This window comes from Clostridium sp. AM29-11AC (genome assembly GCF_003480545.1).
Lineage (GTDB): Bacteria > Bacillota > Clostridia > Lachnospirales > Lachnospiraceae > Otoolea > Otoolea saccharolyticum_A.
The window spans coordinates 127,080-140,074 of sequence record NZ_QUJI01000005.1 but is presented as its reverse complement, the minus strand read 5'-3'; the positions used below and the strand labels follow the sequence as shown (position 1 = coordinate 140,074).

The 12,995-nt window shown below is 49.9% G+C and carries 12 protein-coding genes; all 12 read left to right on the top strand.

Going from position 1 to position 12,995, the window contains the following annotated elements:
* Window positions 1-26: 26 nt before the first annotated feature.
* Complete coding sequence (locus DW757_RS05825; RefSeq protein ID WP_118751226.1) at window positions 27-353, top strand: cupin domain-containing protein; 327 nt, start codon at window positions 27-29, stop codon at window positions 351-353.
* A gap of 187 nt (window positions 354-540) precedes the next feature.
* The gene (locus DW757_RS05820; protein WP_243033421.1) at window positions 541-1,005 is read left to right on the top strand and encodes a hypothetical protein; all 465 of its coding nucleotides are present in this window, start codon (window positions 541-543) and stop codon (window positions 1,003-1,005) included.
* Window positions 1,002-2,189 (top strand): exonuclease SbcCD subunit D, encoded by a 1,188-nt coding sequence (locus tag DW757_RS05815; RefSeq protein WP_118751225.1) that lies wholly within the window; start codon window positions 1,002-1,004, stop codon window positions 2,187-2,189. The genes DW757_RS05820 and DW757_RS05815 overlap by 4 nt, the downstream gene beginning before the upstream one ends.
* Window positions 2,186-5,371, top strand: a complete 3,186-nt coding sequence (locus tag DW757_RS05810; protein WP_243033418.1) for an SMC family ATPase — start codon at window positions 2,186-2,188, stop codon at window positions 5,369-5,371. Before DW757_RS05815 ends, DW757_RS05810 begins: the two co-directional genes overlap by 4 nt.
* A gap of 356 nt (window positions 5,372-5,727) precedes the next feature.
* A complete protein-coding gene (gene rsxC / locus DW757_RS05805) occupies window positions 5,728-7,053 on the top strand; it encodes an electron transport complex subunit RsxC (protein ID WP_118751224.1) in 1,326 nt (441 codons plus the stop codon).
* A 13-nt stretch (window positions 7,054-7,066) separates the two neighbouring features.
* Window positions 7,067-8,002 carry an RnfABCDGE type electron transport complex subunit D gene (locus DW757_RS05800; protein ID WP_015544163.1) on the top strand — a complete coding sequence of 312 codons (936 nt, stop codon included), beginning with the start codon at window positions 7,067-7,069 and terminating at the stop codon, window positions 8,000-8,002.
* Entirely contained in the window at window positions 8,002-8,616 is a 615-nt protein-coding gene (locus DW757_RS05795) for an FMN-binding protein (RefSeq protein WP_008395636.1), read from the top strand. Before DW757_RS05800 ends, DW757_RS05795 begins: the two co-directional genes overlap by 1 nt.
* Before the next feature lie 15 nt (window positions 8,617-8,631).
* The gene (locus tag DW757_RS05790; RefSeq protein ID WP_021966309.1) at window positions 8,632-9,486 is read left to right on the top strand and encodes an electron transport complex subunit E; all 855 of its coding nucleotides are present in this window, start codon (window positions 8,632-8,634) and stop codon (window positions 9,484-9,486) included.
* A 13-nt stretch (window positions 9,487-9,499) separates the two neighbouring features.
* Window positions 9,500-10,108: an RnfABCDGE type electron transport complex subunit A gene (locus DW757_RS05785; RefSeq protein WP_008395634.1), complete on the top strand. Its 609-nt coding sequence runs from the start codon at window positions 9,500-9,502 to the stop codon at window positions 10,106-10,108.
* 15 nt (window positions 10,109-10,123) lie between these two features.
* Window positions 10,124-10,915, top strand: a complete 792-nt coding sequence (locus DW757_RS05780) for an RnfABCDGE type electron transport complex subunit B (protein WP_008395633.1) — start codon at window positions 10,124-10,126, stop codon at window positions 10,913-10,915.
* Window positions 10,916-11,593: 678 nt separating this feature from the next.
* Window positions 11,594-12,544, top strand: a complete 951-nt coding sequence (locus tag DW757_RS05770; protein ID WP_087383866.1) for a hypothetical protein — start codon at window positions 11,594-11,596, stop codon at window positions 12,542-12,544.
* Window positions 12,545-12,958, top strand: a complete 414-nt coding sequence (locus tag DW757_RS17595; protein ID WP_118751223.1) for a hypothetical protein — start codon at window positions 12,545-12,547, stop codon at window positions 12,956-12,958. It abuts the gene before it with no gap.
* Window positions 12,959-12,995: the final 37 nt, after the last annotated feature.

Below are 12,995 nucleotides of genomic sequence, written 5' to 3'. Positions count from 1 at the left end.
ACCCATCCAATAAGGAGGACAAGATCATGGAGATTGAGAGAAGAGAGAATGCCAACGGAGGAAAAGGAACGATTTTTGTTAAGCGCATCCTGAATGAAGAGGAGTTAAATGGAAAGTGCAAGATGTTTGCCGAGGTGACGATCCCGGCAGGGTGTTCCCTGGGCTACCATGTTCACAGCAGGGAGAGCGAAACCTACTATATCGTAAAAGGGCAGGGCGAGTATAATGACAATGGAACCACAAGGATTGTAAATCCGGGAGACCGTACCTTTACCCCTGACGGCTGCGGGCACGGGATCGCAAATAACACGGGGGAGGAGCTGGTGTTTATGGCTCTGATTATTCCGGATTAAGATAAAATTTTGCGCAGAGCAGGAAAGCCAGCCTGGCATCGTGGAATGAAAATCCGCAGGAATGCGGCATAGTTCCGGATGTCAGGCCTTTGTGATCGGGCATGCAAAAGCCGGAAGAGACGAAAGGCTCACCGGCAGAAAAGACAGTGCCGCAGAAAAACAGCAGGGACAGCGAAAGGAGCAGGGAGTGAAACGACACAGATTCAGATTTACCATATACAGCGGGGTTCTGGTTCTCATCCTTCTTTTTCTGGCTCTTCAGGGGAAGAGGCCGGATAAACAGCTCATGTTTGATGAGAATTCCAGGACGGATATTTATATACATACAGAGACCGGCCAGGAGCCGGCCATCGATCCGGCGGACTTTTTTCCGGATGTTGAGGGGCTTTCCCTGGATCTGTTCGAATATGATCTGAGCGGATGCAGTCTGGAACAGCCGGGGGAATATACGGTTCCGGTTTATTATGACGGAAAGAAGACAAATGCCGTTCTCCGCATAATCGTTGAGGACGGCAGCACAGGCGGCGAGGAGACGGCGGGCGTGCTGTCCGACACAGCAGGACAGGAGATGGCCGGGGAGGTCAGGGAAAAGCCGCTGCCGGGCAATTTCGTTTATGAGGGCAGCAGAGAGGAAAGGGAGGTGGAACCGTGAAGTTCTTTCATCTTTCCGATCTACATATCGGAAAACAGCTGAACGGGTGGAGCCTCAGGGAGAACCAGGAGGCTGTGCTGGGACAGATAGTGAGGTATGCAGAGGAATACCGGCCGGATGCGGTTTTGATCTGCGGGGATATCTATGACAAGTCTGTCCCCTCCGGGGAGGCATATTCCATATTTGGAGGATTTCTGGAACGCCTGGCAGGGATCGGGATTCCGGTGCTTGTGATTGCCGGAAATCATGACAGCCCGGAGCGCCTGAGCTTTGCGGGGCAGATTCTCGAGAAGGAGCGTATTTTTATCAGTTCATTTCCTCCGTCAGAGAAGGGGGAACGCCTGAGGCGGGTGACGCTGTCCGACAGGTGGGGGGAGGTGGATTTCTACCTCTTTCCTTTTATGAGACCTGGGTACGTGCGCCGGCTTCTGGCAGCAGAGAGCGGTGAGCAGGAGGATATATCGGTTCAGAGCCTCACCTATGATCAGGCGTTCCGGCTGATGCTTGAGAGGGAGGAGATTGACAGCAGCAGGAGAAATGTGATCCTCTGCCACCAGTTTTTTGTGAGCGCCTCTGAAAAGCCGGACACCTGTGAGTCAGAAACGGCTGTGCTCATGGCGGGAGGTCTGGACCAGATTGATATTTCAGCCCTTGACTGCTTTGATTATGCCGCTCTGGGGCACCTCCATGGCTCCCAGAGGGTGGGAAGAGAGTCCGCCCGCTACTGCGGAACGCCCTATAAGTATTCCGTCAGTGAGGAGCGTCACAGGAAGTCTGTGGTTATGGTGGAGCTTGGAAGAAAGGGGGAGGAGCCCATTCTCTCGTTTCTGCCCTTAGCCGGGGTTCAGGACGTGCGAAAGGAGAGAGGAACCCTAAAACAGGTCCTGAGCCGGGCTTTTGAACCGTCCTGCCATGATTTTGTAAGCATTGTCCTGACCGATGAGAGGGAACCGGCCAACTTCAGAGAACAGCTGAGGGAGAAATACGATCACATTCTGGAGATAAGGATTGACAATGAGAGGACGAGAAGGAGACTTGAAGACGAAAAAGAGCCGATTCCCGTGTTAAAGCCCATGGAGGCGTTCCGCCAGTTCTTTTCCATGATTTTGAACAGCGATCTGACAGAGGAGGAGGAGAGGCTCATGGCCCAGGTGATTGAGGAAGCGAAGGAGGAAGAGGATTGAAGCCGCTGAGACTTGTCATGTCTGCTTTTGGCTCTTACCTGAAGCAGACGGAAATTGATTTTGAAGCTCTGGGGGACGGGATTTTTCTGATCACAGGCGATACGGGAGCCGGAAAAACCACCATCTTTGATGCCATAGCCTTTGCCCTTTACGGGGAGACCAGCGGCCAGAGAAGGGACGGCTCTATGATGCGCAGCCAGTCTGCCTTACCAAAGCAGGAGACCAGGGTGGAACTGGTATTTTCAGACAGAGGAGAGGTTTACCGGATTGTGAGAAGCCCCTCCTATGAACGTCCGAGTCTGAGAAAGAAGAAGGACGGGGAGCAGGCCATGACGACCCAGCCGGCCAGAGTATCCCTGTTTCTTCCGGACGGCTCGGAATTTCCCGGAAAGATTTCAGATGTCAATGAAAAAATACGGGAGATTGTGGGAGTTGACAGAGGGCAGTTCTCACAGACGGCTATGATTGCCCAGGGGGAGTACATGAGGCTTCTAACAGCAGGCTCCAGAGAGAGAAAGGAGATCTTTTCGAGAATTTTTGATACAGGAGTGTATGAGCGGATTCAGCGAAAGCTCAGAGAGCGAAACAGCGAGCTTGCAAAGAAGCTGGAGGACAATGGGAAGTTCTGCCTGCGGGAAGCTGAGCGCATCCGTGTGCCCGAGGAGAGCGGACTTGCCCCCAGGTGGGAGCAGGCAGTTTCCAGCCTGGAGAGCTGCCCGGAGGAGATTCTGGCTGTTTCAAAGGAGGCGTGCAGCTTCAGCAGGATGGAGGCTGAGAAGGAGCGCAGGGAGGATGAGAGACTGGTCGATGAGCTGCACAGGCTGGGCAGCAGGATTGAGAGAGCCCGGCGCGTGTCTGAGCTTAAAGAGCAGGAGAAAGCGGCGGAGGAACACCTGCGCCTGCTCCAGAGTTCTCAGGAGGTATTTGAAGAGAAAAAGAGAAGGCTAAAACTGGGCAGACAGGCGGAGCCGGTCTGGCAGAAGGAGGACGAGGCCAGGAAAAAGGAGGGAGAGTGGACCGAAGCGGGGGAGAGGCTCGGGGAGATAAAGGAAAAACTCTCAGTGCTCTCGGAAGATTTTTTGCAGGCAGAGAAGGACAGCGGGGAGGCAGAAAGCAGATACCGCGCAGAACAGCCGGGGCTTTTAGAGCAGGAGCAGGAACTGAAACGCTCCCTTCCTCTCTACCGTGAGCTGGAACAGTGCATGGCCTCCATCCGTGCAGAGGAGGTTCGCAGGGAGAGGACAAAGAGGGAGGAGGAGGCTTCTGCTGAAGGGCAGGAGGACTGTCTGAAACGCCTGGCTGCCCTGAAGGCGGAGAGAGAGGAAAAAAGAGACAGCGGCCTGAACCTGGAACGGTGCAGGGCTGAGATAGAGCGGCTGAAAAAGAGAAAGGACGAAGTTACCCAGCTTGGACGAAAGTTAAAGGAGCTGGAAGAGAGGGAGAAACGCTTAAAAGAGGAGCAGGATATTCTGGGCAGGGAGAGCAGGAACTATGAGCAGGCCGCCGCTGACTACGACAGGCTGTATCGGATATTTATACTGTCCCAGGCGGGGCTTCTGGCAGAGGAGCTCAGGGAGGGAAAGCCCTGCCCGGTCTGCGGTTCCTTAAGCCATCCCTGCCCTGCCCGGCTTCTGGATGAGCGCGTGACGGCAGAACAGCTGGATCGTGCAAAGAAAGTGAGAGAAACGGCTGACAGGGCTGCGAGAGAGCGATTAGCCTGTGTGCGGGCCCTGAAAGCCGAGACAGGGGTAGTAAAAAGCCAGTGTGAAGCTATGTATGAGGCCATCAGAAAGCCAGGGGCGGATGAAGTTAAAGAACACGCGGTCTTTGACAGGCAGAATGCCTTTCAGGAAATGAGAGAGCTGTTTTTTGAACTTCAGGAAGAGCAGAAGCAGAGAGAGCGGGAAGAAAAAGAGTGGGAGAAGGCCAGGATCCGCCTGTCAGAGATTGACGCTTTGATGGAGAAGGAGGAGAAAAAAAGAGAGGATCTGGAAAGGAAGAGAAAGGAACTCTCCGGAGAGCTGGCAGGGACGGAGTCCAGGCTGAGCAGCCTGAAGGCGAGATACGAGGAGCAGAAAAAGCAGCTCCTCTTTGAGACAGGTGAGCAGGCAGAGGAGAGACTTTCCAGGATACAGGAGGCTGCCGGAAAGCTCCTGGCCGAAAAGGAGAAGGCGGAAAAAAGGAAGGAAGAGCTTGGAAGGCAGACCGGCCTTCTGAAGGGGCGGCTGGCCTCCGAGGAGGAAAAAGAGAGGAAGCTTCTTAGTCAGAAAGAGCAGATTTACGGTGAGTGGCAGGAGCTTCTTCAGAAAATGGGATTTTCAGGAGAGGAGGAATACAGGAGCGCGATTCTTAAGGAGGGGGAACAGGAGCGCCTGGAAGCTGATATTTCACAGTACGAGCAGAGCCTTACTGCCGCCTCTTCCGCCCTTTTGCAGTGCCAAAAAAGCCTGGAGGGATTAGAAGAGGAGGCGCTTTCGCCTCTCCTCGAGAAGGAAGAGGCCATGAAGCAGGAGCGGCGGCTTGCCTCTTTCAAACTTTCCGAGTCAGCCTCCAGACTGGCAGAAAATGAGGGAGCCTGCAGGGAGCTTGAAAGGCTCCTTGGAAAGAGAAGGAGGCTTCTTGAAGAATACGGGCCGGTCAACCGTCTCTGCCTGGCTGCGGACGGGAAGGTGAGCGGCACGGCGCGGATGGATTTCCAGACCTATGTGCAGAGACAGTATTTTTCCCAGATGATCCATGCGGCAAATCACAGGCTCAGGCGGATGACGCAGGGACAGTTTCTCCTTCGGTGCCGGGAGTTTGGAGATCTCAGCCTGCGCGGGGAGGCAGGCCTGGATCTGGATGTATACAGTGTGGACACAGACAGCGTCCGGGATGTGAAAACCCTCTCCGGCGGCGAGGCCTTTCTGGCGGCCCTTTCCATGGCTCTCGGCATGGCAGATGTGATCCAGAATACGGCGGGGAGCGTGGAGATGGATGCGCTGTTTATCGACGAGGGCTTCGGCTCGCTGGATGATGAGGCCAGAGCCAGGGCGATCTCCGTTCTCAAAGAGCTGTCAGGCGGAAAGCGCATGATCGGCATTATCTCCCACGTGGCAGAGCTGAGAGAGCAGATGGGAAGGAAAATCGTAGTGAAAAAGGGGGAGGAAGGTAGCTTCATCCGTCTGGAGACGGAAGAGTAGGCGGGAGAAGAGGTTTCCTTCGCAGGAGCAAAAGCGGCGGGAAAGCGTTAGCCCGCCGTGCAGAAAGCGAGGAAAACCTATGGTTTTCCTCGCTTAGGGGCTTCGCCCCATGAAGGGAAAGAAAGGAAAAGCAATCGGTGAGCAAGCTCCCCGCCTGCTTTTCCTTTCTTTCCCTTCGCACGGCTCAGGTGTACTGAAATTTATACACCGATTATTATGATTACGTTAAATTTTCCAATTGTTAATTTTTTTTCACTATGGTATACTATTTTCGATGGTTCTTACTGTGAAATTGTGACATATAATTCACATTTTTTACAGGGAAGAAAATAAACTAGAGAAAGAGGGTTTATTAGATGGGTTTGGCTACATTTATAGGCGGTATTCATCCATTCGAGGGCAAAGAACTGTCTGAGGATAAACCGATTCAGATTCTTCCCCCGGTTCAGGGTGAAGAGATGGTATTCCCGCTGTCCCAGCACATCGGCGCTCCTGCCCGTCCTCTTGTTAAGAAGGGCGATCAGGTATTAAAAGGCCAGATAATTGCTGAGGCCGGCGGCTTTATTTCTGCCAATGTCATCTGTTCCGTCTCCGGCACGGTGAAGGGGATTGAGCCTAGGCTGGTGGCGAACGGCGCCATGGTTGACTCCATTGTTGTGGAGAACGACGGACAGGACAACGCGGCAGAAGGATTCGGTGAGAAGAGGGATTACACCAAGCTCTCCAGGGAAGAGATCCGCGGCATCATTAAGGATGCAGGAATTGTCGGATTGGGAGGAGCAGGCTTCCCGACACATGTAAAGCTGACTCCAAAGGACGACGCTGCCATTGACACAGTAATCGTAAACGGCGCTGAGTGTGAGCCGTATCTGACAAGCGATTACAGGCTTATGATGGAGCAGCCGGAGAAGATTATCGGCGGACTGAAGGTCATCTTACAGCTCTTTGACAATGCAAAGGGCGTGATCGGTATTGAAAACAATAAGCCGGAGGCGATTAAGAAGATTACCGAGATGGTGAAGGATGAGCCGAGAATCGAGGTATGTCCTCTTCTTACAAAGTACCCCCAGGGCGGCGAGCGTACTTTGATTTACGCGGTGACAAAGAGAGAGATCAACTCCTCCATGCTGCCGGCGGATGCAGGCTGCGTGGTGGACAACATTGACACGGTTGTCTCTATTTATAATGCAGTGTGCGAATCCACTCCGCTTATCAGAAAGATTATCACAGTAACCGGCGATGCCATTGCAAATCCGCAGAACTTTGAGGTAAAGCTGGGAACAAGCTACAACCGTCTGGTTGAAGCAGCCGGAGGCTTTAAGGAGCAGCCGGAAAAAATGATTTCCGGAGGCCCCATGATGGGACAGGCGCTGTTCTCCACAGACTTCCCGGTAGCCAAGACCTCCTCTGCGCTGACTACTTTCACAAAGGATGAGGTTGCGGCACAGGAGCCGACTCCATGTATCCGCTGCGGGCGCTGCGTGGATGTATGTCCTGAGCACCTGGTTCCACAGCTTATGATGTCCGTTGCCGAGAGAGGCGATCTGGAGGGCTTCCAGAAATTAAACGGCATGGAGTGCGTGGAGTGCGGATGCTGCGCGTTTACCTGTCCGGCCAAGAGGCCGTTAACTCAGGCCTTCAAGGAAATGAGAAAGGCTGTTGCGGCAAGCCGCAGAAAGTAGGAGGTGTGAAGAAATGGGAAAATTATTTAACGTATCGTCATCACCTCACGTGAGAAACAAGATCACCACGCAGAGCATCATGTTTGACGTGGCGATTGCTATGATTCCTGCGAGTGTATACGGTGTATGGCAGTTCGGAATGCACGCCCTGCTGGTGCTGATTGCGACAGTAGTTGCCTGCGTGCTCTCCGAGTATGTATATGAGAAACTGATGAAGAAGCCGATCACCATTTCCGACGGAAGTGCTGTTGTAACAGGTATGATCCTGGCCCTCAACATGCCGCCGCAGATTCCGCTGTGGATGCCGTGTCTGGGAGGCGTGTTCGCGATCATCGTTGTAAAACAGCTTTACGGAGGACTTGGACAGAACTGGATGAACCCGGCTCTGGCAGCCAGGTGCTTCCTCCTGATTTCCTTTGCAGGAAAGATGACAACCTTTACGGAACCGTTTTCTGACGCTGTTGCCAGTGCCACACCTCTTGCACAGTTAAAGGCAGGGGAAACTGTTGACGTGATGGCCATGTTCGTCGGACGGATTCCGGGAACCATCGGTGAGGTTTCTGTGATCGCTCTGTTAATCGGAGCTGCATACCTGGTTTGGAGAAGAGTCATCTCCCTCAGAATCCCGCTTACATACATTGCCACTGTGGCAGTATTTGCGGCGATTTACAGCGGCTTTGATATGTACTATGTGGCAGCCCACATCTGCGGCGGCGGACTGATCTTCGGTGCCTTCTTCATGGCAACAGATTATGTTACAAGCCCGATTACTCCAAAGGGACAGTATGTATTCGGAATCTGCCTGGGACTTCTCACGGCTCTGTTCCGTATCTTCGGCGGTTCTGCAGAGGGCGTTTCCTACGCGATCATCTTCTGCAACATTCTCACTCCGCTGATTGAGAAATATACCCTTCCGACAGCATTTGGAAAAAAGGGAGGTAAGAAATAATGGCAGGAAAATCTGGATTTATGAAAGACGCCTTCATCCTGTTTGCAATCACCCTCATTTCCGGTCTTGCACTGGGAGGCGTATATGAGGTAACAAAGGAACCTATTGAACAGGCAACTATTGCGGCAAATAATGCAACGTACCAGTCTGTTCTTCCTGAGGCCAGCAGCTTCGAGGAAGATACAAGCCTGGCATCTTCCATTGAAACCTGCAATACAGAGCTTGCCGGGATGGACTTTGGAAATGTAGGCGTTGACAGCGTTCTTATTGCAAAAGACAGCTCCGGAGCAGAGGCAGGATATGTGATTAATACACATTCTAACGACAGCTACGGCGGTCCGGTTGAAATCTCTGTAGGCTTTAATGCAGAGGGAAGCATTTCCGCTATTGGCTTCCTGGCCATTGATGATACTCCAGGTCTGGGCTTAAAGGCCAAGGAGCCGGCATTCAAGGATCAGTATGTGGGAAAGAATGCTGATGCACTTACAGTAACGAAGTCAGGAAACGCCGGAGAGACAGAGATTAACTCCATCAGCGGCGCTACTATCACTTCCAGTGCAACAACAAATGCAGTAAATGCAGCTCTGTATTTCCTGCACAATTATTTAAACTAACAGGAGGTGGGATTCATGGGAAAATGTATGGAGCGTTTATATAACGGTATTGTCAAGGAAAACCCAACCTTCGTCCTGATGTTAGGTATGTGTCCGACCCTGGCTGTAACCACATCGGCCGTCAACGGTCTGGGCATGGGACTTTCCACCACAGCCGTTCTTATATTTTCAAACCTGATTATTGCGCTGCTGCGAAACATTATTCCGGATCGTGTTCGTATCCCGGCATTTATCGTTATTGTAGCCAGCCTTGTAACTATTGTACAGCTTTTAATTCAGGGTTATCTGCCCTCCCTTTACACGGCTCTGGGCGTATACATCCCGTTGATCGTAGTAAACTGTATCATTCTGGGCCGTGCAGAAGCATATGCTTCCAAGAATGATGCCCTTTCCTCCGCTTTCGACGGACTTGGAATGGGACTTGGATTTACCATTGCTCTGACATGTATCGGTGCCGTGCGTGAGATCTTAGGTTCCGGAGGTGTATTTGGATTTACCTTTATCCCGGAAGATTTCCGCATTTCCATCTTTGTTCTGGCTCCAGGTGCTTTCTTCGTACTTTCTATTTTGCAGGCACTGCAGAACAAGTTTAAGGCTCCGTCTGCCACAAATGGTTCCGTAAAGCGCTCTGAGCTTGTCTGCGGAGGCGACTGTCTTCACTGCCAGGGCTCTGCATGCTCTGCGAACCACGCCCTGATTGCCGAGAAGGTAGCTGAGGAGGCTGCGAGAAAGGCAGCAGAGAAGAAGGCGGCAGCTGAAAAGGCGGCAGCAGCAAAGAAGGCAGCAGCTGAAAAAGCAGCGCAGGAGCAGAAAGCGGAGACTCCTGCAGCAGAGGCAAAAAAGGAAGCTGACGCTTCCAAGACAGAGTAGGAGGAATGGATAGATGAAAGAATTACTTTTAATTGCCATCGGCCAGGCCCTGGTAAATAACGTCGTATTAAGCCAGTTCCTCGGACTTTGTCCGTTCCTTGGCGTATCCAAAAAGGTAGAGACATCTGCCGGAATGGGCGCAGCCGTTATCTTCGTTATTACCATTGCATCTGCGGTGACAAACATAATTTATACAGTATTCCTGAACCCGGAGACGAATATTATCGTCATCGGCGGACAGCATGTCGATCTGAATTATCTGCAGACGATTGTATTTATCCTTGTTATTGCAGCTTTAGTACAGTTCGTGGAGATGTTCCTGAAGAAGAACATGGTTTCCCTGTATCAGTCCCTGGGTGTTTACCTGCCTCTGATTACAACAAACTGTGCGGTACTCGGTGTTGCCCTGAATAACGTAACAGACGGATATAACTTCATCCAGAGCGTTGTCAGCGGTATCGGTATTTCCGTCGGATTTACAATTGCTATTATTTTGCTTGCAGGCGTGCGCGAGAAGATCGAGCACAACGATGTGCCCTACAATTTCCAGGGTTCACCGATTGTCCTTATCACTGCAGGTCTGATGTCAATTGCATTTTTCGGATTTTCCGGATTAATTTAAGGGAGGAAACGAAGGATGAGTGTAACAGGTATTATTATCGCTGCCGTAATCGTCGGCGCTACCGGTATCATCATCGGTGTGCTCCTCGGGATTGCCAGTGAAAAGTTTAAAGTAGAAGTGGACGAGAGGGAGATTCTCGTCAGAGAAGAGCTGCCGGGAAACAACTGCGGCGGCTGCGGTTATCCCGGATGTGACGGTCTGGCGAAGGCCATCGCCGAGGGAAAAGCAGCCGTTGACGCCTGTCCGGTAGGAGGCGCCCCGGTAGGAGCTAAGATTGCAGCTATCATGGGCGTGGAGGCAGGTACCAGCGAGAAGAAGGTTGCCTTTGTAAAATGTAAGGGAACCTGCGACAAGACAAGGGTTCAGTACAATTACTACGGCATCCGGGACTGCAAGAAGGCATCTGTCGTGCCTGGCGCCGGAGATAAGGCCTGCTCTTACGGATGCATGGGCTTTGGCTCCTGTGTGGCTGCCTGCCAGTTTGACGCCATCCATGTTGTCGACGGCATTGCAGTTGTGGACAAGGAAAAATGCGTGGCCTGCGGCAAATGTGTAGCTGCCTGCCCGCAGAAGTTAATTGAGCTTGTTCCCTACAAGGCAGAGCATCTGGTACAGTGCAATTCCCACGACAAGGGGCCGGCTGTCAAGGCAAAATGTGACGCCGGATGTATCGGATGTACCCTGTGCACCAAGCAGTGTGAATTCGACGCCATCCACATGGACAACAATGTGGCTGTCATCGACTATGAGAAATGTACAAACTGCGGCAAGTGCGCAGAGAAGTGCCCGGTTAAGGTTATCAAGTAGAGGGCAGAAGAACTCAGGCAGTTGTTTCTTTCCTTTTATATCCTGCACAAGGCAGATTGAAAACGTTATGTAAAAAGAAAAACGTCATGGGTAGTCAGGAAAACTCTGATTGTCTATGGCGTTTTTATTTTTGTATATCAAGAGTTTCACAGAACGAACGGATCATAATTTAACTGCAAGTACAATACGAAATGGTCTTATGTGGTATATAATGAAATACGAGATATAAAAACAGAGGTGGGGAGACACCATGTCTATTTACATTACGGGAGATTGCCACGGGGACTACCGCCGATTCAGCACGGAGATATTCCTGGAGCAATATATGATGGGAAAGAAAGACTACGTAATCATCTGCGGCGATTTTGGTTATAGGTCGGAAGATTGTGTATGCAGATTTTTGCGATAAAATGGACAGAGAATCAGAAGATTTTAGAGCAAAAACGATTTATAAGCAAGAGCCAGAATATAAAGAGCGTACAAGTATTTTGAGAAAAATGGAACTTCAGAAAATAAAATAATATTATAACTTGATCTTGTGCACTATATAATCAAAAGTTTTGTATCGAGTTAAACAGGTATAAAAAGCAAGCCGATTACAAGAAAGTAACATAATGTATTGAAAAATAACATAAAATATGTTATTTTATACAAAAATATGTTACAAGGAGATGCCATATGAAAAAGCAATTAGAGCAGTATTTTGGCTGCGAAGTGAAAATAGCAGAATACAAGAATAAATTGCCATTGCCGATTTTTATGACTATGCGTGATATTACGATGGTTGAAATATATGGTGTTAACTTTGCCGTTATAGATGTTATGAAAGAAACGGAGCTAAGTGTTGCCGCAATGAAAAAGCAGAAGGCAAAGTATGAGAAAGCATTGCAGTGTCCTGTGGCATATGAAGTGGTGCTAAACAGCGTGTCCATGAGAAATGCTCTGGTGAAAAACGGAGTTCCGTTTGTGGATTTGCCAGGAAATGTATTCTTACCATTTATGGGGCTTGTATTGCTGGATGTGTATCGTAAGCAGTTTGTTAAGGCAGATAAGATGATGCCTGCAACGCAGATGGTATTCCTGGAACTTTTGTATATGGATGATGAGGAATCTTTGTTAAAAAGTGAGGTTGCAAATAAGCTAAATCTTACGAAAACCTCTATCACAAGGGCAACAGCTCAATTAGAGAAAATGGGGCTCATCCAACAGATTAAATCTGGGACAGAGATTACTGTTATGAGGAATTACTCACGCAAAGAGTATTATGAGAATGCAAAAGCATATCTGATTAACCCGGTTCAAAAAGAAATAACAGTTTTGCGATATGAAGCAACCTTTGAATCATTTAGCGCAGGAGAAACTGCTCTTAGTCAGGAGTCAGAATTGAATCCGCCTAGAATGGAAGTACGTGCAATCTACAAGGGTGAGGAAGTTGTGGATCAGTTGGAAATTGTGGATGCCAGATCGGAAGACCCAGACAAATGTCTGAAGGTACAATTATGGAAATACAACCCTTCTTATTTTGCAAGAGAAGGGCGTGTTGATCCTGTTTCACTTGCATGTACATTCAAAGGTAACGAAGACGAAAGAATAGAAATGAGTATTGAAGAACTGTTGGAGGAATTATAAATGGTACCGGGGATAGGTTCTTTTAGAGAAAAATTCAAAGATTATACGGATTATTACACTATTATTGGTGGAACCGCCTGTGATATTTTGCTTTCAGAGGCAGACCTTCCGTTTCGGGCGACAAAAGACATTGACATGATTTTGATTATGGAAGATAACTTCCCGGAATTTGCAAGTATATTCTGGGAATACATAAAGGAAGGCAGCTATAAGTGCGGATGGAAGAATGAAGAAAATATGCACTTTTATCGTTTTGCAGAAGGGAAATTTGGTTATCCAACTATGAACGAACTATTTTCAAGAAATCCGGGCTATCATCTTGAAATAGAAGAGGGGATCGTGCCGATTCATGTCGATGATGATACTTCCAGCTTATCAGCAATCCTTTTGAATGATGACTTTATAAGTTTATGATGGCTGGCCGAAGAGTCGTCGATGGTATTGGGGTTCT